Below are 24,328 nucleotides of genomic sequence, written 5' to 3'. Positions count from 1 at the left end.
CAGTTTTTAATGAGTGTCATATTTTAATATTAAGGGGAAGAATGAATTGGCTATTAACAAAAATCAGATGGTAGATAGTGAGCAAGAAAGTGAAGCTCCAAAGACTATATTGGTTACAGGTGGCGCAGGGTTTATCGGTAGTAATTTTGTATTACACATGGTTTCGAAATATCCACATTACAAAATAATTAATCTTGATTCTCTAACGTATGCAGGCAATTTGGATAACCTTAAAAGTATTGAAGGAAATGAGTCTCATGTATTTGTTAAGGGAGATATTTGCGATGCACAGTTGGTTAATGGCCTTTTTGATGAATACCAGCCTGATGCTGTAGTGAATTTTGCTGCTGAGTCTCATGTGGATCGTAGTATTGTCAACCCTCAAGTTTTTCTGGAAACCAATATTCTTGGTACACAGACATTGCTGGATGCTGCAAAGAATCATTGGGTCTCTAATCCAGATGCTAGATATATTCAAGTATCCACTGATGAGGTTTATGGTTCCTTGGGAGAAACCGGGTACTTTGAAGAAACAACTCCTCTTGCACCTAATAGCCCATACTCTGCAAGTAAGGCTTCAGCGGATATGTTTGTGAGAGCTTATCATGAGACTTTTGGATTAAACACTTCGATTACACGATGCTCAAATAATTATGGGCCTTATCAGTTCCCAGAGAAACTTATACCGCTTATGATCTCGAATGCCCTGGAAGATAAAACGCTTCCTGTTTATGGGGATGGATTAAATGTGAGAGATTGGCTTTATGTAGAGGATCATTGTATTGCGATTGATATTGTACTTCATTCCGGTAAGGCTGGAGAAGTTTACAATGTTGGCGGACATAATGAAAAAACAAATATTGATATAATTAAAATAATTTTAGATGAACTTGGGAAACCTAGTACTTTAATTCAATATGTTGAAGATAGATTGGGGCATGACAAAAGATACGCTATAAATCCAAATAAAATGAAAGATGAATTAAATTGGGAACCTACAGTTATGTTTGAAGAAGGTATCCGTAGGACAATAAGGTGGTATCTCGATAACCAGATTTGGCTGAATCGAGTGAAAAACGGTGAATATCAATTGGGAGTTCTTTAGTGTAGAAAGCAACATTCAAACTTACGGTGCTTTAAATATGCTGATATGCTTAGGAGTACAAAATATATGAGAGTTTTAGTGACCGGAGCAAAAGGACAACTTGGTTCAGATGTAATTCTTGAGTTGGAAAATGAAGGGTTTAAATACAAGGGGCTGGATATAAACAAGTTGGATTTAACTGATTTTCAATCTACAAGGGATGTATTCTTGGAGTACATGCCAGATGTTGTGATTCATTCCGCCGCTTTTACGGATGTTGAAAAGGCAGAATTGGAAGTCGAGAAATGCAGACGTATAAACGTTGATGCCACAGGCAATATTGCAATGTTGTGCAACAGTATTAACGCAAAGCTTGTATATATAAGTACAGATTATGTTTTTTCCGGTGATAGTGCAGAACCATATGAGATTGATTCTAAACCAGGTCCCCTTTCAGTTTATGGTAGATCAAAATTAGACGGCGAGTTCGAAGTGATGAGAAAAACTGATAAGTTCTTCATAATAAGAACTTCATGGGCTTACGGAGTTAGCGGAAAAAATTTTGTTAGTACCATGTTACGAATTGGTAAGAAACAGGAGTCAGTCGATGTAGTATCTGATCAAGTGGGATCTCCAACGTATACTGCTGATCTTTCTAAATTAATAGTTAGCATGATAAAGACTGAAAAATATGGAGTTTATCATGCTACGAATGAAGGTTTTTGTAGCTGGGCTGAATTTGCAGTTGAGATATTTAGACTAGCTAATCTTCCAATAAAAGTGAATTTTATTACCACTGATATGTACCCGGTTAATGTAATACGCCCTAAAAATTCTACTATGTCAAAAAGGGCGTTGGATATTAATGGATTCGTTCGCCTGCCGCACTGGATGATTTCCTTAGAATCCTACATGAAAAAAATCGCTTATGAATTTGATGATAAATAGAGATAAGAATAAGGAATGATTTCAATTGAGATATTTAAAAAATTTCTGGAAATATAAAGGGTTGTTGCGTGAGTTTGTAGCACGCGACTTAAAAGTTAAATATAGACGATCGTTTTTGGGTTATTTATGGAGTTTGCTTAGCCCATTACTGATGATGATTGTATTGACTGCTGTATTTTCTAGTTTCTTCAAGTTTGATATCCCTAACTATCCTGTATATTTGTTATCGGGACAGATTATATTTACATTTTTCTCTGAATCAACTTCAATGTCGATGACTTCAATATTGAGTGGAGGCTCCTTAATTAAAAAGGTATACGTACCTAAGTACATTTTCCCTGTTTCCAGAGTGCTTTCATCATTTGTGACGCTTTTATTTTCTTTAGTAGCTATTTTTATCGTTATATTATTTACTGGAGTGAAAATAACCCCTGAGGCTCTTTTTTTTCCTTTTCCTCTTTTGTGTATTTTGATTTTTTCAATTGGTATGGGGCTAATTATGTCTGTTTTAGCAGTGTATTTTCGAGATATGCTACACCTCTATACCATATTATTATCGGCTTGGACATATCTCACTCCTATTTTTTATCCCATTAGTATTGTTCCTGATTATGTAAAAACAATAATTTATAGTAATCCACTGTATTATTATGTTGAAGCATTCCGTGATGTCGTGTTATATAATCAGCTTCCTGATTTTCACACAAACTTTATGTGTATTCTGTTTTCTTTGATCTCACTAGGGCTTGGTTTAACGATTTTTTATAAGAATCAGAAAAATTTTGTTCTTCACATTTGAAACCAATGAAAGGAATTGGACTACATTGGACTATGCAATTGAAGTAACTGATGTTTCAATGAAATTTAATTTGGAAAAAGAGAAAATAAATAGTCTTAAGGAATATTTTATAAAATTACTGAAACGTGATGTCAATCATGATGAATTCTATGCCCTGAAAAATGTATCATTTAAGGTTGAAAAAGGTGATTCATTTGCCATAGTAGGAAGCAATGGGTCTGGAAAAAGCACGATTTTGAAGATTATATCTGGAATTTTCCGTCCTACTACCGGTAAGGTTTCTGTTCTGGGGTCGGTTGCTCCTTTAATCGAGTTGGGAGCGGGATTCGATATGGAATTAACAGCAAGAGAGAACATATTTCTTAATGGTGCACTGTTGGGTTATTCTAAAAAGTTCTTGATAGAACGATATGAGGATATTATAGAATTTTCAGAATTACACGACTTTGTAGATGTTCCATTGAAGAATTTTTCATCTGGGATGATTGCCAGACTGGGTTTTTCTATTGCTACAATAGTTGATCCAGATGTACTTATTGTTGATGAAATTTTGGCAGTAGGCGATGCTGCATTCCAGGAAAAATGTGAAGAACGAATGGATAAAATGACTTCAGCGGGAGCCACTCTAATATTAGTGTCACATTCATTTGAGCAAGTGAAAAAGGTTTGCAGGAATGCCATTTGGCTAGATAAAGGAGAAATTAAGGCGGTAGGAACAGTTGATGAAGTATTTGAGGCTTACCAAAATGCTTGAGTAATTAAATATACACTATTATTTAGTTGGGAGTGCGGAAATGTATAAAAATAAAACAATATTAGTTACTGGTGCGGGAGGATATATAGGTAGGTTTGTTGTAAAGTACTTACTGAATCTTGGTGTTCAAGTATCTGCGGTTGATTATAATACAGAGTTTATTGATGAAAGAGCAAAGAAATTTGAATTTAATATTTTTGCAGACTATGACAATATTTATGAAGAATTAGGCAAACCCGATGTCTGCCTACACTTAGCCTGGAGGGATGGGTTCGTTCATAATTCAGAGTCGCATTTGCAAAACCTATACTCCCACTATAAATTCATACGCAGCATGGTTGATGGTGGGTTGCAACATGTTGCTGTTATGGGCACAATGCATGAGATTGGATATTTTGAAGGTGAGATAAATGAGGATACCCCAACTAATCCTCATTCATTGTATGGAATTGCTAAAAATAGTCTGCGTCAATCCTTAAGTCTACTATTACAGGATAAGGCTGTTGTATTCCAATGGTTGAGGGCGTTCTATATTTATGGCGATGATGCTAAAAGCAAATCTGTGTTCTCTAAAATTATTCAAGCAGAAGAGGAAGGGAAAGAAGTATTTCCGTTCACTACTGGTGAAAATAAATACGATTTCATTACCATAGAGGAACTGGCCGAACAAATTTCTTTGGCTGCAATGCAAACAAAAGTCAAAGGGATCATCAACTGTTGTTCTGGTATTCCCATTAGCTTAAAGGACAAAGTAGAAGAGTTTTTAAAGATTAATAATTTTTCAATACGCCTTGAATACGGTGCCTTTCCCGAGAGAGCGTATGATTCACCTGGGATATGGGGAGATAGTAAAAAAATAGAAGATATCCTAAATGACTATAAACAGTAATATAGTTAGGAATCAATCGATTAGGAATGAGGGGGATTTAGTTTTGCTGGTTCATGACAATAATCGTTTAGGTGTATTTTTCTTTTATGATGAAGATGGGATTGTAGATGAATACGTAATAAAATTACTTTCAGATATTAAAAAAAGTTTAAAGGACTTACTAGTAGTTTGTAACGGGAAACTAACTGTTGAAGGAAGAGCCAAATTACTACTTTTAACAGATAAAGTTTTAGTTAGGGATAACAAAGGATTTGATGTGTGGGCATATAAAGAAGGAATGGAATATATAGGAGATGAAGTTCTTCAAAATTATAGTGAACTTGTTCTATTTAACTCTACTATCTTTGGTCCAATATATCCTTTTAAGGAAATGTTTGATGAGATGGATAAGAGAGACTTGGATTTTTGGGGAATAACAAAATACCACAAAATGAGCCATGACCCATTTGGAACTATTAAATATGGATATACGCCAGAACATATACAATCTCATTTTATTGTTGTTCGTAATACTATGCTGAAAAGTTATGAGTTTAAGCGATATTGGAACGAAATGAAAATGATTAACTCTTATGAAGAAGCAATCGGTTTCCATGAAGCGATTTTCACAAAAACTTTTAGTGATAAAGGATTCAAATGGGATGTTTATGTAAATACAAACGATTTGGAAAAACATGTATTTCATCCTATGCTTATGAGCCCTTTAGAATTGGTTAAAAATAGAAAGTGCCCAATATTTAAACGCAGAAGCTTTTTTCATCAAATTGCTGATTTTATTAACAATACAACCGGTGAACAAACCTTAGAGCTTTATGAATTTATAAAAAACAAAACTGATTATGATGTTAATCTAATTTGGGATAATATATTACGAACGAATAATCAAACTGATATCAAGAATGCTATGAATTTAAACTACATCTTGTCAACTTCTTCATCTAAAAACGAAAATCAAGGTTCAAGTAAGAAAAAAATTGCATTAGTAATGCATATATATTTTGAGGATTTAATAGATTATTGTCTTCACTATGCTCAAGCAATGCCTCCAGAAACGGACGTTTATATAACTACTAATACAGAAGCTAAAAAAAGATTGATCGAAACTGCGTTTGAGCAAATGAATGTTGCAAAAGTAGAAGTTATTTTGATTGGAAATAGAGGTAGAGATATAAGTGCATTATTAGTTGGTTGTAAAGATTTTTTGCTTGACTATGATTATGTTTGTTTTGCACACGATAAGAAAACAAAACAATTAGAGCCATATATTAAAGGTGAATCTTTTGCCTATAAGTGTTTTGAAAATGTATTGAAAAACAGTCACTTTGTTAATAACATCATTAACACATTCGAAGAAAATCCGAGATTGGGCATTATGTCTCCGCCTCCTCCTAATCATGCTGATTTTTATCCTACTATTGGGTGCGAGTGGAGTAATAACTTTAATACCACAGTGCAGTTAGCGGATAAATTAAAGCTGAAAGTAAACATGGATCCTAATAAGGAACCAATTGCTCCTCTGGGAACAATGTTCTGGTTTAGACCAAAGGCGCTCGCCACATTAATAAATTATGAATGGAAATACGAAGATTTTCCTAAAGAACCTAATAATAATGATGGTACAATTCTACATGCCATTGAGAGAATTTATCCTTTTGTTGCGCAACACGAGGGTTATTATCCAGCTTGGTTGATGGCGGACTCATACGCGAGAATTGAGGTAACTAATCTTTATTATATGCTTAGAACAATTAATATTGAATACTTCAGAATGCGTGGTGGGAATGCCCATTACGGCGTCTTATCTGATTTGCGGAAGCGACCGATTGTTAAAAAGTCTATTAAAAATAAACTAAAGATGGCAATGAAAAAGTATTTACCATCTTCTGTGATTAACAGACTTAAAAGAATAAAAAGCTTAGTATCTTAAGCTTAAAAAGGTTAGCAACAAAACTTGTGGAAAGAGGTAATACCTGATGGTTTTCAGTTCCTCTATTTTTTTGTTTTGCTTTCTTCCTGTTTTGCTACTTGTTTACTATCTAATAAAGGAAAGCTATAGAAATGGACTTTTATTAATAGCAAGCTTAGCTTTTTATGCTTGGGGAGAACCGAAATTTGTATTCGTAATAATCTTGTCCATCTTGATTAACTACGGATTCGGATTACTTCTTCATTTATCTAAGAAAAAGGGTAATCGAGCTAGTAGATTTATAATGCTTATGGGTGTAGCAGCAAACTGCGGATTGCTATTTTATTTTAAATATTTCGATTTCTTCCTTTCTAGTTTTAATAGTATTTCTGGTTTTGAAATACCATTGAAGAACATTATTTTACCAATCGGTATTTCATTTTTTACGTTCCAAGGACTATCCTATGTAATTGATTTATATTTAAATAAAGTAGAGGTTCAAAAGAATTTATTGAAATTTGCATTGTTTAAAGCATTTTTCCCCCAACTAATTGCTGGTCCAATTGTTAGATATGTAGATGTTCATGACCAAATAGACTCACGATTAACAACTGTAGATGATTTTGCTTATGGTGTTAGGCGATTTATTATGGGGCTTGGCAAAAAAGTGATTATAGCTAATACGTTAGGACAAGTAGCTGATAATATATTTTCCTTATCCGCAGATCAAAACACTTCAGCTATTGCATGGGTAGGAGCAATATGTTATACATTCCAAATTTACTTTGATTTTTCTGGTTACTCCGATATGGCCATCGGATTAGCTAGAATGTTCGGGTTTAAATTTAAGGAAAATTTTGACTATCCATATGTATCGAAGTCAGTGACTGAGTTTTGGAGAAGATGGCATATTTCACTATCTTCCTGGTTTAGAGATTATCTCTATATTCCTCTGGGAGGTAATAGAAGAGGTAATGTTTACTTTAACTTATTGATTGTTTTTTTTGTAACCGGACTTTGGCATGGAGCTGCTTGGAATTTTGTTATATGGGGATTATGGCACGGACTATTTCTTATTGTAGAACGTATTTTGAAAAATAAGGGTTTTGACATCCGTTCGCTTAAGATAGCTTCTTGGTTTTATACAACTCTAATTGTAATCATAGGATGGGTATTGTTTAGAGCCAGTAATTTAACGCAGGCAATCAATTATTTAAAGGTGATGTTTGGATTTAGTAATTCTACTAATGCTGCTTTTAGCGTTGGATATTATTTGAGCCCAACGGTTATTACTACACTTGTATTAGCCGTAATCGCCTCTATTCCAATATCGAAGTATTTCAAAAAAACTATTGGAGATTTTGGAGATCATAGTATATTTAGTATGATTATTCAAAATATGTATGCTATTATAATTTTGATAATAAGCATGATGTTTTTAGCAACTTCTACCTATAATCCTTTTATATATTTCCGTTTTTGAAGGGGAAATTGATATGAAATCTTCTAGAAATTTAAATATTTTGATGGTTTTGATGTTTATTGCAGTAATATCTGTGCCTTTAATTTTTGTGAATAAAACGAGTGGGAAAGTGTCAACCGCTGAAAACAGAGTATTAGCCAGTTTTCCTGCATTTAAATCACCTACCGGAGATATAAATCTTCACTTTATAAAAGACTTTGAAACTTGGTTTAATGATAATATGGGGCTAAGGGATAGGTTAGTAATGACTAATACCAAGCTGCAATATGTTGTTTTTGGAGAATTAACAAAAAAAGACACAATTATTGGGGAAAACAACTGGTTGTATTATGTGACTCCGGACATAATTAAAGACTTTCAGCACTTGAATTTGCCTAGTAATGCCGATCTTAAAGCTTGGGGAGATTCGCTAGAAAAAATAAATGGATATCTAATCAATAAAAAAATACCATTTTTAACTATGTTTAACTTGGATAAAAAAACAATATACCCTGAAAATTATCCCAAAACAATTAAGAAAGTGGGCAACGTTAGCAGAACAAATATGTTGAAACAATACATCGAAGGTAATACTTCGTTGGATTTTTTCACTCCCGAGAAAGCATTGATTGCTGCAAAATCAAAGGCAACTGTATATTCACCACGTTATGATAATGCACACTGGAATAAATACGGTGCTTTTATTGGCTATTTAGAACTTATGGATAGGGTAAAAAAATACTTACCTACGGTTAATGTTTTATCATGGAATGACTTTACTATTGAAAAATATTATCGTGAAACCAAGGTTTATAATTCAGTACCATTTTCTGAAGAAGATTATGATCTGAAATATAATAAAGTTCCTACTGCAATCCAGACTAATAATGATATTTTTGATGAGTTGAATTTAGGAAATTCGATAGTAACGTATTCCTATAAAAACTTGAATAAGAATTTACCTAAAGCACTTATTCTTGGAGATAGCTATTTTTATGGTTTCTTAATTCCGGAACTGGCAGAAAGTTTTTCAGAACTTACTTTTATTCATGCGGATAATTTAGATAAAATTCAAAATTTGGTGGAATTAGTGAATCCTGATGTTGTTATTTTTGAGAATGTTGAGAGAATGTGGGACCACAGTATGTATATATTGCAAAATAGTAAAGAAAGCCTGGTTGATTATAGTGAATATAAGAATTTGCCTAAAGTTGAGAATCCTACGGGATGGATAGATTATATTAATAATCAGCCTATCAAAGAGCAAGGAAAAGCAAATCTGAGTGAAGATAGCAAAATAACAAATATTGTTGGTTGGGCACTAGATAAAACTAATGAAACTGTTGCGGGTGGCATCTATTTGAAAGTTGGAGAGAAATACTACTCTGGTAATTATGGTATTGCACGTGAGAGTGTATCATCAGCATATAATAATATTAACTTGACAAATAGTGGGTACTCCTTTAATGTTCCGACTGAAGAACTGAAAAAGGCAGGGGAATTTAGTTTAATAGTAATTTCAAATGATAAAACTTATCAATATTCTCCTATGAATGTGTCAATTGAAAATTAGTTTGCAATGTTTATAGGTTATTCATTTTTTTAAAGATTATTGATACTAAAGGCACATCATTAAACATAAAACATACAGGTGAAATGATGGAGTTCTGTCACTGTATGGGGAGCATTACTTTAAATACTAAATCGTAGATTTAGCGCAAGGCTGTCGACGAAGTCCCGACAGTCTTCTTTATGTGATTTTGATTTCACACGGCACCGCGTTAATTCTTTATTGTACAGGAAACTATTTTTGACGGTAAACCCGAAGGCATTTTTTGGACCACCGGACCAGGATGAAATACAATCTTAATAACGGATGAATATGTTACGCCCTGAAATGTCTATTATTTCTTGACATATTTGTTGAGTATGGTTTGTCAGTAGGGGATTTTTGGATTTTGAATGGGGATCATTGCGCTAGATTCAAGGTATTTAACAACACCGACTTGTTGCGGTCTGCAAAGCCGAAATTTTTCCCCCGCTATTACCCACCGGAGATTCCATTCCAATCAAGAGCTGTTCCCAAAATGGAAGTTTAATTTTTACGCGGAGCGAGAGGTGTACGTCTGTCTGGCCGGTCAAGAACTTAAGTGCCGTACGACAGACCGCAAAAGCTACCAGTAGTAAGCGTCAGATCCAGAGTATTGTAAAAGTTGTCCGACTTTAAACCAGTGCGTGCTGCAGTTTTATGTCGTCCATTAGAAAATTTATTTATTAATAAATATGAATCATTTCTGAGGTGATGGCGTAGAGTGAATTATATACCCAAATTAGAAGCGTGATCATGCGAGAAAATGCTAAATAGTTTCGGGATCGCGAAGTCCACCAAGTCCACGAAGAAAGCAATCTTACTCAGTGACGGTGAGCAATTTTACTGCTAACGTACTTGAGATAACCTGGATTGGGCATTTCCTTCACGTGCGAGGAACAGTGTGGCGAGGTACCATTTTGCAATGGGCATTGACGAAAATAGACAATATCAAATTTCCGTGTTATTTGTTGGTGGTCAAAGGTTCAAACGGCTGTCGTAGGTTTTAAAAGATCTATATAACTTTGAAATCAATGAGGTGCAGAAAAGTTTTGTTTAGCGAGTTGCCATTGGATGCTACCGTTAAAGAGGATACACGCAGGTGATTGTAAAGTATTGTGTCGTATCAAGTATGGGCCATATTATCGGAATCTGAATCAAGTATAAGGTTCAAGACTGTGTTTAATACGGCCAAAGACAAGTGGATAAATATAGATGTAGTAGATAAAATCGTATATCGTCAAGCATTAGACTGCAATGAAAGTTATAGCATTAGGTATTTTCTGGATTAAGTGTGGGCACTGTTAAAAGATTGCTGAATGAGCTATTTGAAGAAGATACCCTTCTCGGCCTATACCAGGTGAGAAGAATCGGAGAAAGACAGCTCCACCCACTATATACCTCTAGTGGGTACTTTTTAAGACTGTTTGATGCTACTTACTATCATTCATATTTTCTGTAATATTAATGTTTTTGTGTATTAGCTAAAAATGCTTTAAGGATTTTTAATCACCATATACCTGTTTAAGAATATTATACATTAGTACCTTTAGGGTCAATTTATATTCATTGAATGGATAGGGTGAAAAATGATTATAATTGTCACCGGCGGAGCCGGCTTTATTGGCAGTAACTTTATAACTTATATGCTGAAGCAACACCCAGAATATAAGATTATTAATGTAGACGTTTTGACGTACGCAGGCAATCTGGAAAATCTAAAATCCATTGAGAGTCATTCTAATTATAAGTTGGCTAAAGTGGACATTACGGATGTACAGGAGATAGATAAGCTATTTAGTCAAGGAGTTGATGTTGTGGTCAACTTTGCAGCTGAATCACACGTAGACCGGAGCATTCTGGAGCCGGATGTTTTTGTTAAGACAAATGTGCTGGGCACACAGGTATTGCTTGATGCAGCGAAAAAATACAGAGTAACTAAATTCGTTCAGGTCTCTACAGATGAGGTCTATGGATCACTTGGCGCTACAGGTCTGTTCACGGAAGAGACTCCGCTGACACCGAACAGCCCGTATTCTGCAAGTAAAGCAGGCGGAGACTTGCTGGTGCGTGCCTATCACGAAACCTTTGGGTTGCCGGTTAATATTACCCGGTGCTCGAATAACTACGGTCCTTATCAGTTCCCGGAGAAGCTGATTCCATTAATGATCTCTCGCGCGCTGGCTGATCAGGCGCTGCCTGTGTATGGAGACGGAATGAATATCCGTGATTGGCTGTATGTTGAAGATCACTGCAGCGCAATTGACCTGGTTATTCATGAAGGCGTGAATGGTGAAGTGTACAACATCGGCGGCAACAATGAGCGGACGAATGTGCATATCGTGAATACTGTGCTTCAAGAGCTCGGTAAGCCGGATTCGCTGATCTCGTACGTTCAGGATCGTCCCGGACATGACCGCCGTTATGGCATTGATCCAACGAAGATTACGAATGAGCTGGGCTGGAAGCCTAAGCACACGTTCGAAACCGGCATTAAGGAAACGATTCAGTGGTATCTGAATAACAAGGAATGGTGGACCCGCATTCAGTCTGGTGAATACCAGAAGTATGCCGCGCTCCAATATGGAACCCGTCTGGGGGACTCTCTGTAATGGCGAAGATGAAGGTTTTTGTCACAGGCTCTGGCGGGCAACTGGGGCAGGATCTTATGCTTTTGCTTCAAGGGCAGGGGTATGAGGTTCTGGGCTGTGACCGTCAGGAGATGGATATTACTGATCTGGACTATTGCCAGAAGGTCATCGGCGCTTTCGCTCCTAATGCTGTTATTCACTGTGCGGCCCATACCGCGGTTGATGATGCAGAGTCCGATGTTGACGCAGCGTACCTGATTAATGCTACCGGAAGCCGGAATGTGGCGCTTGCTGCAGAGAAGGTAGGTGCCAAGCTGGTCTATATCAGCACTGATTATGTGTTCGATGGCATGGGTGTCCAGCCTTACCATGAATATGACAATACCGATCCTAAGAGTATTTATGGAAAATCCAAACGTGCTGGTGAGAATTTGGTTCAAACCTTATCATCGAAATTCTTTATCGTCCGTACTTCTTGGGTGTATGGCAAGTATGGTAATAATTTTGTGAAAACGATGCTGAAGCTGGGACAGGAAAAACCATTGCTACAGGTAGTGGATGACCAGAAGGGTTCACCTACGTATACAGTAGATTTAGCACGCTTTTTGCTTGAGCTCATTCAGACCGAGAAATACGGTGTGTACCATGCTTCGAACAGCGAGGCTTGCACATGGTATGAATTCACTCAGGCGATCTTCGCTGAAGCTGAAGAATTACTGGGTCTTAAGTTCACGGCGAAGCTTGAGCCTTGTGCTACAGAGCAATTTCCTCGTCCGGCGCCGCGCCCGCGCAACTCTGTAATGGAGCATCTGGCGATCCGTACCAACGGGTTCCAGGATATCCGTCCATGGCGTGAAGGACTGAGAGACTTTTTGCTGGAGCTGAAGTAATTACAGGATATGTTAAAAGAACCCCTAATCCATCTTAATGGTTAGGGGTTTCTTGCACTTAGCAACCTTCCATAGCCCGGCACCTCTCTTTTCGTTATAATGGGGAGTAACAGGTTCGAACAATGAATATATGGAACTCGAGGTACCCCATGAAACTTAAAACGGTCAGTGTGCATATTGTTACGTATAACAGCGCAGATGATATTGCGGAATGTTTGTCGGCTGTGTTAGCTCAAGATTATCCAGTCAAAAAGATTGTGGTGGTGGATAATGCATCCACGGATGGATCGGCGGAGAAGGTTAGGGCGTTCTATCATGAGCTTACTCAGGGATCAGCGCGTATGCGTATCGATCCGTTACACTCCGTAGACGCAGCAGCAATCTCATCAAATACCGCAGCATCAGCCAACTATGTAGGAAGTTTGGAGAGCCCTTATATCCCAAACCTCGTCCTCCTGGAAAATGAACATAACACCGGCTTTGCCCCCGCGCACAATCAGGCTATTGCTGGTACTTCGACAGATTATGTGCTGGTGTTGAATCCGGACCTTACGCTGGCCCCGGACTATATCTCCAGGCTGGTTGCCCGGATGGAAGCCGATTCGCGGATCGGGAGTGCCACAGGCAAACTGCTGCTGAAGGCGGATCATTCGTTGGTGGATAGTACCGGACTGCGTATGAATAAGGCGCGGCGGGCGTTTGACCGTGGAGCGGGAGAGCCTGCTGACCAGTGGAATGAGTCTGGCGAAGTATTCGGTGTCTCCGGTGCAGCGGCGATGTACTCGCGGCGGATGATTGAGGATATCAGCGTGGAGGGGGAGTTTTTCGACGCGGACTTTTTTGCCTATAAGGAAGATGTGGATGTGGCTTGGCGTGCGGAATTGTTCGGCTGGAAGGCCTACTATGATGCGGAAGCGGTAGGCTACCATGAGCGGGGGTGGAAGACGTCCGGCCGGAGCGGCAAGGCGATGTTCATCAAGCGGATCTCCTATATTAACCGATATAAAATGATATACAAGAACGAGCCCTCCCGTACGCTGTTGCTCACTCTGCTAAATTCTCTTCCTTATGAGATTGCCGCACACGGCTACTCGTTGTTGAAGGAGCCTAAGCTGCTAGGAGCCTGGCCCTCCTTCTTCGCCCAGAGAGCTGCCCTTAAGCGCAAGCGCCGGTATATTCAGGAGAGGGTCAAGCTTGCCGGGGAATGAATGATAACCTTGTAAAAACCTCCCTGAACAGGCGCTGCCTATCAGCGGGGTTTTTGTGTTATAATAATTGTCGATAGATTACTATTTTTGTCAGGAGAGTATAGCAGTGAATGTAGATGTTAGTATATTGATTCTAAATTACAACACATGCCGCCTGACGATGGATTGTCTGAGGTCGGTATATGATTCGGAGACAAGGTATTCCTATGAAATCATTCTAGTAGATAATAACTCCCAGGATCACTCGGTGGAGACGATAAGCAAGGAGTTCCCTGAGGTGATGCTGATCGCCAATTCGGAGAATGTGGGCTTTGCCAAAGGGAATAACCAGGGGATGGAGGTAGCCTCCGGGCGCTATGTGCTGCTGCTCAATTCAGATACCGTGATCCGCAAGGATACGCTGGAGACGATGCTGGCATTCATGGACAGCCGCCTTGATCTTGGCGCGTCGGGGTGTAAGGTAATTCTGCCGGATGGGTCCCTGGATAAGGCCTGCCGGAGAGGGTTTCCGACACCGTCTGCGTCCTTTTATTATGCCTTTGGCTTCAGTAAGCTGTTCCCGGACCGCCCGAAGTTCAACGGCTACCAGCTCGGCTATCTGGACCCGGATGACGAATATCCGGTAGATTGTCTGGTTGGAGCGTTCATGCTGCTGCGCCGGGAGACGGTTGAGCAGGTGGGTGGGCTGGATGAGACCTTTTTCATGTATGGAGAGGATCTGGATTGGTGTTACCGGATCAAGGAAGCGGGCTGGGGGATTTATTATTATCCGCAGACGTCCATTGTACATCTGAAGGGTGGCAGCGCGCGCCGCAGACCATTCAAGATTGTGTATGAGTTTCACCGGGCCATGATTTTATTTCATAAGAAGCATTATAGCAGCCGCTACAACAGTATGATAAATGGAGCGGTATATGCGGGAGTGGGCGTCAAGTTCACGCTATCGCTGCTGCGCAACGCATTGATTGCTCCACGTAAGGTACCTACACCCGCACAGAGTCTGAATGCTCCCGGGGAAGCTGGTATCCGCAATGAATCGAAGGCTGAGGTGAGATTATGATTCGCCGGAATCAAAAGTTTTTGACCCAACTATATATGGTAGCCGACTTTATCGTGATCCAGTTGTCCTTCCTTGCGGCTTGGTGGCTGAAGTTCAAGAGCGGCCTGCTGGAATCCTACCGGACGCTGCCTATAGAATCCTATGGGTACTGGAGCATTATCTACGGGGCCATAGCCGTACTGATTGGTATTGTAGTGTCTCTATATTTGCCCAAGCGGAAGAAGCGGTTCATTGATGAATTCCTGAAGATTTTTCAGGTTCATGCGATGGGGATCTTTATTCTGCTGGGCCTGATGTTCTTCCTGAGAGAGATTGATGTCTCCCGGCAATATCTGGCGATCTACATGGGCTTCAATATTCTGTCCATTATGTTATACCGTTATGTGCTGAAGAAGATGCTGAAGTCGCTGCGTGAAAAAGGCTTCAACCGCCAGTTCGTCCTGATTCTCGGAGCAGGCACATTGGGTAAAAGATTCTATAACAACCTGGAGCAGTACCCGGAGCTGGGTTATGAGGCGATCGGGTTCCTGGATGACTTCCATCAGTGGGATGGCATTGAGGAGCAGCGGTATAAGCCGATTCTGGGTACCGTGGATCAGCTGGAGGCAATGCTGGAGATGCTTCCTGTCGATGAGGTCATTCTGGCGCTGCCGCTGGATGCCCACTCGAAATACCCGGCTATTATTGCTACTTGTGAGAAAGCCGGGATGCGGACGCTGATTATTCCAGACTTCTTCGATTATCTGCCGGCCCGTCCGTATTTTGATAACTTTGCCGGGATGCCGATGATTAATGTGCGCGATATTCCGCTGGATATGGCCGGGAACAAAATGGCAAAGCGTGCGTTTGATATTGTGTTCGCCTTGTTCGCCATTCTCATGCTGTCTCCCGTGATGCTGATTGTAGCGCTGGGAGTGCGCCTGACTTCACCGGGGCCGGTTATTTTCAAGCAGGAGCGTGTAGGCCTGAACCGCCGTAATTTCATGATGTACAAGTTCCGTTCCATGAAAATGCAGACGGATGGTGAAGTAGACACAGGCTGGAGCACGAAGGAAGATCTGCGCCGGACCCGCTTTGGCACATTTATCCGCCGAACGAGTCTGGATGAGCTGCCGCAATTCTTCAACGTGCTGTTTGGGCAGATGAGCGTAGTCGGTCCGCGACCAGAGCGTCCATTCTTTGTAGAACAGTTTCGTGGCGAGATTCCGAAGTATATGGTTAAGCATCATGTGCGGCCGGGGATTACCGGCTGGGCTCAGAGTAACGGTCTGCGCGGGGATACCTCAATTGAGGACCGGATCAAGCATGATATTTTCTATATCGAGAATTGGTCATTACTGTTCGACATCCGGATTATTGCCAAGACCATTCGTAACGGCTTCAAGAACGCTTATTAATACACGGTCTTATCTATATTATATATTCCGCTAAAAAACGGTTGCTGCCCCTTGAGGATGTCACAGCCGTTTTTGCTTTTTTTAGCCGACATTCTCTACTACTTGCAAAGGAGACTGCCATCATGAAGAGAACACAGCTTATTGCTTCTATAGTTATTATTGGGGCTGTTGCCCTTCTGCTTGTACTGACATTTGGGGAAAAAAAACAACAGCCTGCCACCGGCTTCGCGGCCCACAGGGTCATTGCCCATGCCATGGGCGGAATCAATGACAAGGCGTATACCAATACCAAGGATGCTTTTATTGCAAACTATGAGCAGGGGACACGGATCTTTGAGGCGGACCTGTTGCTGACCAGTGATGAACAGCTCGTGGCCCGTCATGAATGGACTACAGGTATGAGTAAAAAGCTGGGTCAACAGGAAGTTCTTCCTCCTGACAAGCAGGGGGAGGTACTGACTCACGATGAAGTGATGAACAGCCCGGTGCTGGAGCTCTACTCTCCGCTGGATATTGAGAAAATCGTCAACCTGATGGAGATCTACCCGGATACGTATATTGTAACGGACACGAAGGAGCTGGAGGCGCAGCAGGTAACGAAGCAATTTCAGCTCATTGTAGAAGCCGCCCGGAAGAAGGACCCAGCGCTGCTGGAGCGGATCGTTCCGCAGATTTACAGCCGGGAGATGCTGGAGGTTGTGAAGCAGGTGTACGCTTTTCCAGAAATCATCTATACCCTATACCAGACAGAGGACAGCGACGAGGTGGTCATTGAATTCGTCAAGCAGACTGGCGTGGACATCACGATGCCGACAACCAGGGCTACCAAGAGCTTCGTGCGTAACTTGAAAAAAGCGGGCGCCAGAGTCTACGTGCATACCGTGAACGACGAGCAGGAGATTGTGGAGCTGTCCCGGCTGGGCGTCAACGGATTCTACACTGATTTTGTCCCGGAAAATGATTTGAACCGGATCGAGGGTCTCCGCTGATCGAGGAGAAGTCCAAGGCAAATATGCGAAAAAATGTTCGCATTTTGTTCTCTTTTAAATTGACACCCCCCTTCGTGCTGACTTAGACTATAGATACGGATTGTGCGTGCGCAGGAGTGTGTATATTCACTTAGATGAACAATGAGGATGGACAAAGATGAACGAGATGCGGCAAATGATCAGGCCATGGCGGCATGTATTCAAGCTGGACCCGGACCGTGTACTTGGTGACAAGGAGCTGGCGGCTGTCTGCCAGTCGGGAACCGATGCGATTATCGTAGGCGGCTCTACCGGCGTGACTTATGAGAACACGGTGAGTCTGCTTGCGAGAATCCGGAAGTATGACCTGCCTTGCGTGCTGGAGATCTCGGATCTGGAGGCCGCTGTGCCCGGTTTTGACTTGTATATGATTCCCATGGTGCTCAACACTGACGATACTTCATGGATTCTCGGCCATCACCGCCGGGCCATTGAACGCTTCGGCAGTCTGATCCCATGGGAATTGCTGCTGACAGAGGGCTATATTGTGCTGAACAGCGATTCCTCGGTAGCGCGCCTGACCGGTGCGGACTGCTCGCTCGATGCGGCTGGTGCGGGAGCCTATGCGCAGATTGCAGACAAGCTGATGAACCTCCCGGTGGTCTACCTTGAATATAGCGGACGTTACGGAGATCTGGAGATTGTGCGCGAGGTCAGGGAAGTGGTTGAGCACAGTCAGCTTTTCTATGGGGGCGGAATTACAGGTGCAGAGGAAGCCATGCATGTAGCCGCACTATGTGATACAGTAGTGGTCGGCAATATTATTTATAGCAATGTGGAAGAAGCGCTGTTGACGGTCCAGGCTGTGCGGGATACACCGCAGATAGACTGGTAGAGTTTATAGATACTGAGTGTATATAAGTAAGCACTTAGAAAATAACGAAAAGCAAAAAGAAGCGGAGGGGAAATTTGGAACTGTAGGAGCGATAGCGTCCGCCTTTGTCACCGGATTTCATCCGCGAACAGCGGTTTAAATCAAGAAATCTGGGGACAACAGCGGCCGGAAGTCCAAATGTTCACCGCAGCGACGACCAAGCTTAGAGTTCAAACCTTAAGTGCGTCTTATATAACTTATATTCAGAAAGGAGCATGTAACACATGCAACTTGTTAACATACAGGACGCCGTAAGCCGTCTGAATCCCCCGCAGCGTCAGGCTGTAGAAGCAACTGAAGGACCCTTACTCATCATGGCTGGCGCAGGCAGCGGCAAGACCCGCGTGCTGACCCACCGGATTGCGTGGCTGATCGCGAACCGTAAGGCACCGCCGTGGGCGATTCTGGCGATTACGTTTACCAATAAGGCCGCCCGGGAGATGCAGGATCGTGTCTCCAAGCTCGTAGGGCCCGAGGGCCGGGATATTTGGGTATCCACTTTTCACTCGATGTGTGTGCGGATTTTGCGGAAGGATATTGATCAGATTGGCTTCACCTCGAACTTCTCCATTCTGGATTCGACAGACCAGCTGTCCGTCATCCGCAATTGCATGAAGGATCTGGATATCGATACTAAGAAGTTCGAGCCGAAGGCCATTCAGGCTGTGATCAGCTCGAACAAGAATGAGCTGATCACACCGGCGCAGTATGAGCAGAAGGTCGGCGATTATTTTGAAGGCCTGGTGGCTAAGGTGTATTCCAAATACCAGCACCGGCTGAGAAGCAATAACTCTCTGGATTTCGATGACCTGATTATGAAGACGATCGAGCTGTTCAAGGAGAAGCCGGACGTACTGGATTTCTATCAGAAGAAGTTCAAGTATATTCATGTCGATGAGTATCAGGATACGAACCGGGCGCAGTATATGCTCTGCCGGATGCTGGCTGAAGGTCACCACCGGATCTGCGTGGTCGGGGACAGTGACCAGTCGATCTACCGCTGGCGCGGGGCGGATATCTCGAACATTCTGAACTTCGAAGAGGATTACCCCGAAGCCCAGACGATTCTGCTGGAGCAGAATTACCGCTCTACCTCGAACATTCTGAATGCTGCCAACGGCGTGATTGCTCTCAATACGGGCCGCAAGCCGAAGAAGCTGTGGACCGATTCCGATGAAGGCGCGAAGATCAAGGTGTTCCGCGGCGACACTGAGCATGACGAAGGATATTTCGTCAGCGGGGAGATCAGCAAGAATGTGAAGCAGGGCCAGGCTTACCAGAACCATGCGATTCTGTACCGTACGAATGCCCAGTCCCGTGTAATAGAAGAAATTCTGATTAAATCGGATATTCCCTACCAGATTGTCGGAGGGATCAAGTTCTACGACCGTAAAGAAATCAAGGATCTGCTGGCGTATCTGCGCCTGCTGTCCAATCCTGATGATGATATCAGCCTGACGCGGATTATTAATGTTCCTAAGCGCGGACTTGGGGATACAACCGTTGGTAAGCTGGCGGCAGCGGCTGCTGCCCAGGGTGTCTCGATTTTCCGGGCGCTGCAGACGGTGGATGATCTCGGGTTCGCCGGACGGACCCGCAATACGCTGGTGGAATTCTACGATATGATCGAAGCCCTGCACCGGATGGTGGAATTCCTCTCGGTGACAGAGCTGACGGAGAAGATTCTCGAGCTGTCCCAGTACCGTCTCGAATTACAGAATGAGAATACGCTGGAGTCCCGTTCACGCCTTGAGAACATTGATGAGTTCCTGTCCGTTACGATGGAATTCGAAAAGAACAATGAAGACAAGTCGCTGGTCTCCTTCCTGACCGATCTGGCGCTGATCGCGGATATCGACAGTGTGAACGATGAAGAAGAACGCAGTGATGCGGTGGTGCTGATGACGATGCACAGCGCGAAGGGACTGGAGTTCCCGACCGTCTTCATCATCGGGATGGAGGAAGGGGTGTTCCCGCACAGCCGTGCCTTCCAGGACAATGATGAACTGGAAGAAGAACGCCGGCTGGCGTATGTGGGCATTACCCGTGCGGAGAAGCAGCTGTTCCTCAGCTGCGCACGGATGCGCACGTTGTTCGGGCGGACGAACGCGAATGCGCCGTCCCGCTTCCTGGAGGAGATTCCGGAGGAGCTGAAGGAAGATACCGTCCGTGAATCGGACCGCTTCCGGCGCGGAGGCGCGGAGGCAGGCGGTGCCTATGGCGGGCGGGGCTTCAGCGGAAGCGGAGGCAGCCGGGGGAACTTCGGCAGCCGCACCGCTGCTGCCGGGAACGCGCCGGGAGGCGGCGGGTCCGCGAGCTTCGGCAGCGGCAGCTCGGCAAGCGCGGTGCCTGGCGCGGGCCGTGTGGTGGTTACGACCGGAGGCGCGCAGCGCACGACGGGCGGGGCCGGGGCGGCTGCGGAGGCCGGAGGCTTCAAGGCAGGCGACAAGGTCGCCCACGGCAAATGGGGCACCGGCACCATTGTGGCCGTGAAGGGCAGCGGCAATGATACGGAGCTGCAGATTGCCTTCCCGGCGCCGGTGGGCGTTAAGCGGCTGTTGGCCGGCTTTGCGCCGATCACCAAAGTTGAATAAATCAAGCTTGCGATTAACGGCAGTGCTTTTGGATCACGCTAACCGTAGGAAACCTATTTGACGGAGGGATATGCCGGATGGATATGATGTTCACGATGGAAGAGCTTGTAGCCGAGCTGAATCAATACAATTATCATTACTATACAATGGATGCGCCGCAGATCAGCGACAAGGAATACGATGTGCTCTACGATAAGCTGGTAGCACTGGAAGCGGAGAGCGGAATGGTATTGCCGCATTCCCCGACCCAGCGGGTAGGCGGGGAGCTGCTGAAGGGCTTCACACCGCACCGCCATCTGGCACCGCTGTGGAGTCTGGATAAGGCGCAGAACATTGAACAGCTTCGTACCTGGAACACCCGTGTGCTGAAGCTGGTGAATGATTATAATACCAAGAACCCGGACAATCCGTTGCCGGAGCCGTGTTATGCCGTGGAGCTGAAGTTCGACGGTTTGACCCTGAACCTGACCTATCGTGACGGGGCGCTTGTACAAGCAGCTACCCGTGGCAACGGGGTGACAGGTGAGGGAATTCTGGCCCAGGTGAAGACGATTAAGTCCGTTCCGCTGAATATCCCGTTCAAGGAAGGCGTTATTGAAGTGCAGGGCGAGGGGATTATGAACCTGTCTGTACTGGCGGATTATAATACCCGCGCAGCAGAGCCGCTGAAGAATGCACGCAATGGTGCGGCGGGCGCACTGCGCAACCTCAATCCCAAGATGACTGCCGACCGCAGGCTGAATGCGTTCTTTTATAATGTGGGGTATGCAGAAGGCGTACAGTTCGGCGATCATCAGGAAATGATGGATTTCCTGCGCAGCAACCGGTTCAAGGTGAACCCTTACCTCAACTACTTCAGCAATTTCGATGATGTGACCGAGCAGCTGGCAGAGATTGAAGAGAGCCGTTCCGGTCTTGATTATTTGATTGACGGGGCCGTTATTAAGGTCACGGACTTCCGCATCCGTGAGGCGCTGGGCTATACCGACAAGTTCCCGCGCTGGGCCGTTGCCTATAAATTCGAGGCGGAAGAGACCACAACCATTCTGGAATCTGTCAGCTGGAATGTCGGACGCACCGGCAGTAAGTATATTTTAATGAACAAAAGTTACAAACCGATATTACAATCAGCATAACGTAGTATTACAGGGATTTAATACTTTTGTTTGGTGATAATAAGACTGAACGAAATAAACGGAATATATAGCCTTTCTAAGATGACTTTTGTTTAAGAAGGTGGAGGTGCGCTAATGATAGGTGTGAAGGAACGGATCGAGAATTTAAGATTACAGATAAAATACCATAATGAGAAATATTATGACATGGATCAACCGGAGATAGAGGATTTTGAGTATGATGTATTAGTCAATGAATTAAAGACTCTTGAAGCACTGCATCCTGAATTTAAAGAATTAGATTCCCCTACTCAACAAGTAGGAGGTACAGTGAAACGTGAACTAAGAAAAGTAAGGCATGATGTGCCTGTAATCAGTCTTCAAGATGTATTTTCTAAAGAGGATGTTTATGCTTTTGTTGATAAAGTGAAGTATCAAATTCCTAATCCTAAATTTGTAGTTGAGATGAAAATAGATGGTCTGTCGGTAATGTTAAGGTATAGGGAAGGGAAGCTGGCGGAAGGTATAACCAGGGGCAATGGTGAAGTAGGGGAATCTGTTTATGAAAACTTATTAGAAATAGAATCAATACCTAAAATAATTCCCACGGATTCACCTTATGTTGAAGTTCGTGGAGAAGTTTACATGTCCAATGATACTTTTGAAATGGTAAGGCAAAGGCAAGAAGAACGAGGTGGGAAAACTTATAAAACCCCGAGAAATTTAGCCGCTGGATCTTTAAGACAACTAGATCCCAAAATTGTTAGGGAACGTAAACTTGATATTTTTGTGTTTAACCTTGAGGTTTCAGAGAATAAAGACTTTAGTTCTCACGCCGAATCATTGAGGTGGCTGAGTTCCTTGGGTTTATCGGTAATACCTGACTATAAAATTTGCTCAACCGCAGATGAGATATGGGAATGTATTTCAATAATTGGAGAAGAACGCTGGAAGTTGCCTTTCGGTATAGATGGGGCAGTCGTAAAGGTTGATAATTTAGAAGATAGACGAGAACTAGGCAGTACCAGTAAAGTACCACGATGGGCAATTGCTTTTAAATATCCTCCAGAGCAAAAGGAGACTGTTGTAGAAGACATAAAAATACAAATAGGACGTACGGGAAGGCTGGCTCCCTTAGCGCTATTGACACCTGTCAAACTGGCGGGAACTACAGTTTCAAGAGCATCTCTGCATAACCAAGACTATATAGATTCAAAGGATATCAGAATAGGTGATACGGTTGTTATTCAAAAGGCGGGAGATATCATTCCCGAGGTTATCAGAAGCATTCCTGAGAAGAGACCAGTTGACGCAATTAAGTATATCATCCCAAGTACATGTCCAATATGTAATTCCCCTACTGTGAGGGACGAGAACGGCGCAGATGTTCGTTGTGGTGGAGAACTATGCTTGGCTCAGTTGATAAGGGGTATCACCTACTTTGTTTCTAAAGATGCGATGGATATCGAAGGATTTGGGCCTAGTTCAGTGGAGTCTCTTATGTCTGAGGAATATATAAAAAGTATTGCAGACATTTATCATCTAAGAGAATATCGAAATGAGTTAATTGAGAAAGGGATAGTTGGACGAGAAAAGTCGGTGGATAATCTTTTAAATGCGATTGATAAATCTAAAGAGAATGATTTGAGTCAGCTAATAACAGGATTTGGAATAAAGAATGTAGGAAAACAAACAGCAAGAGCGTTGACGTCTAGTTTTGCAGATATAGACGAAATTAGTAATGCTACCTTAGATCAATTGATTGATTTACCTGATTTTGGTATGACAGTAGCTTCTAGTGTTTTAAACTTCTTTAGTCTTGACAGTACAAAAGTTTTAATTAATAAGCTGAAAGAAGCGGGCGTTAATACAAAATCAAAACTACAAGAAGATAACATAGACAACAGGTTTGCTGGAAAAACATTTGTTATAACTGGGACACTTCCAAATTTGAAAAGGGATGAGGCTGCTCGATTAATACAAATGCACGGTGGTAAAGTATCAGGAAGTGTTTCTAAGAAAACATCTTATGTTCTTGCTGGAGAAGAAGCGGGGGGGAAATTAACAAAAGCGGAAGAATTGAGTGTTAAAATAATTGATGAACAGGAATTCAATAATATGTTATTATAGTTGGCCGGATA

General features: G+C 42.5%; 17 protein-coding genes and 1 pseudogene. All 18 read left to right on the top strand.

From position 1 onward, the window contains the following. Positions 1 to 67 precede the first annotated feature (67 nt). Positions 68 to 1,105 (top strand): dTDP-glucose 4,6-dehydratase, encoded by a 1,038-nt coding sequence (rfbB, locus tag ACFSX3_RS17745; protein WP_209989353.1) that lies wholly within the window; start codon positions 68 to 70, stop codon positions 1,103 to 1,105. A gap of 66 nt (positions 1,106 to 1,171) precedes the next feature. Beyond that, positions 1,172 to 2,032 carry a dTDP-4-dehydrorhamnose reductase gene (rfbD, locus tag ACFSX3_RS17740; protein ID WP_209988676.1) on the top strand — a complete coding sequence of 287 codons (861 nt, stop codon included), beginning with the start codon at positions 1,172 to 1,174 and terminating at the stop codon, positions 2,030 to 2,032. 25 nt (positions 2,033 to 2,057) lie between these two features. Then, complete coding sequence (locus ACFSX3_RS17735; protein WP_209988674.1) at positions 2,058 to 2,831, top strand: ABC transporter permease; 774 nt, start codon at positions 2,058 to 2,060, stop codon at positions 2,829 to 2,831. Between the two features lie 25 nt (positions 2,832 to 2,856). Further along, the gene (locus ACFSX3_RS17730) at positions 2,857 to 3,585 is read left to right on the top strand and encodes an ABC transporter ATP-binding protein (RefSeq protein ID WP_379254740.1); all 729 of its coding nucleotides are present in this window, start codon (positions 2,857 to 2,859) and stop codon (positions 3,583 to 3,585) included. Positions 3,586 to 3,625: 40 nt separating this feature from the next. Next, entirely contained in the window at positions 3,626 to 4,474 is an 849-nt protein-coding gene (locus tag ACFSX3_RS17725; RefSeq protein ID WP_209988671.1) for an NAD-dependent epimerase/dehydratase family protein, read from the top strand. A gap of 43 nt (positions 4,475 to 4,517) precedes the next feature. Next, complete coding sequence (locus ACFSX3_RS17720; protein WP_209988667.1) at positions 4,518 to 6,401, top strand: rhamnan synthesis F family protein; 1,884 nt, start codon at positions 4,518 to 4,520, stop codon at positions 6,399 to 6,401. A 46-nt stretch (positions 6,402 to 6,447) separates the two neighbouring features. Then, positions 6,448 to 7,863 carry an MBOAT family O-acyltransferase gene (locus ACFSX3_RS17715; protein WP_209988664.1) on the top strand — a complete coding sequence of 472 codons (1,416 nt, stop codon included), beginning with the start codon at positions 6,448 to 6,450 and terminating at the stop codon, positions 7,861 to 7,863. Positions 7,864 to 7,876: 13 nt separating this feature from the next. After that, entirely contained in the window at positions 7,877 to 9,415 is a 1,539-nt protein-coding gene (locus ACFSX3_RS17710; RefSeq protein ID WP_209988661.1) for a hypothetical protein, read from the top strand. 1,604 nt (positions 9,416 to 11,019) lie between these two features. Then, positions 11,020 to 12,042 (top strand): dTDP-glucose 4,6-dehydratase, encoded by a 1,023-nt coding sequence (rfbB, locus tag ACFSX3_RS17705; protein ID WP_209988658.1) that lies wholly within the window; start codon positions 11,020 to 11,022, stop codon positions 12,040 to 12,042. An 8-nt stretch (positions 12,043 to 12,050) separates the two neighbouring features. Next, positions 12,051 to 12,911, top strand: coding sequence for a dTDP-4-dehydrorhamnose reductase (gene rfbD, locus ACFSX3_RS17700; RefSeq protein WP_209989346.1), 861 nt, complete (start codon positions 12,051 to 12,053; stop codon positions 12,909 to 12,911). A 149-nt stretch (positions 12,912 to 13,060) separates the two neighbouring features. Then, a complete protein-coding gene (locus ACFSX3_RS17695; protein ID WP_209988655.1) occupies positions 13,061 to 14,119 on the top strand; it encodes a glycosyltransferase family 2 protein in 1,059 nt (352 codons plus the stop codon). A gap of 106 nt (positions 14,120 to 14,225) precedes the next feature. Continuing rightward, positions 14,226 to 15,179, top strand: a complete 954-nt coding sequence (locus tag ACFSX3_RS17690) for a glycosyltransferase family 2 protein (RefSeq protein WP_209988651.1) — start codon at positions 14,226 to 14,228, stop codon at positions 15,177 to 15,179. Further along, positions 15,176 to 16,576, top strand: coding sequence for an undecaprenyl-phosphate glucose phosphotransferase (locus ACFSX3_RS17685; RefSeq protein WP_209988647.1), 1,401 nt, complete (start codon positions 15,176 to 15,178; stop codon positions 16,574 to 16,576). The genes ACFSX3_RS17690 and ACFSX3_RS17685 overlap by 4 nt, the downstream gene beginning before the upstream one ends. Before the next feature lie 122 nt (positions 16,577 to 16,698). After that, the gene (locus ACFSX3_RS17680) at positions 16,699 to 17,565 is read left to right on the top strand and encodes a phosphatidylinositol-specific phospholipase C/glycerophosphodiester phosphodiesterase family protein (RefSeq protein WP_209988644.1); all 867 of its coding nucleotides are present in this window, start codon (positions 16,699 to 16,701) and stop codon (positions 17,563 to 17,565) included. A gap of 166 nt (positions 17,566 to 17,731) precedes the next feature. Further along, on the top strand, positions 17,732 to 18,439 hold the full coding sequence (locus ACFSX3_RS17675) for a heptaprenylglyceryl phosphate synthase (protein ID WP_209989343.1): 708 nt from the start codon (positions 17,732 to 17,734) through the stop codon (positions 18,437 to 18,439). A gap of 263 nt (positions 18,440 to 18,702) precedes the next feature. Then, entirely contained in the window at positions 18,703 to 21,072 is a 2,370-nt protein-coding gene (gene pcrA, locus ACFSX3_RS17670) for a DNA helicase PcrA (RefSeq protein WP_209988641.1), read from the top strand. Positions 21,073 to 21,149: 77 nt separating this feature from the next. After that, positions 21,150 to 22,154, top strand: a pseudogene (ligA, locus tag ACFSX3_RS17665) (NAD-dependent DNA ligase LigA); the annotation flags it as partial. 168 nt (positions 22,155 to 22,322) lie between these two features. After that, positions 22,323 to 24,317, top strand: coding sequence for an NAD-dependent DNA ligase LigA (ligA, locus tag ACFSX3_RS17660; RefSeq protein ID WP_379313088.1), 1,995 nt, complete (start codon positions 22,323 to 22,325; stop codon positions 24,315 to 24,317). Positions 24,318 to 24,328 lie beyond the last annotated feature (11 nt).

Source organism: Paenibacillus rhizoplanae (assembly GCF_042684125.1).
In the GTDB taxonomy this organism is placed as follows: domain Bacteria; phylum Bacillota; class Bacilli; order Paenibacillales; family Paenibacillaceae; genus Paenibacillus_AQ; species Paenibacillus_AQ rhizoplanae.
The sequence above is the reverse complement of the archived record's forward strand: the minus strand, read 5'-3'. Positions and strand labels throughout refer to the sequence as shown.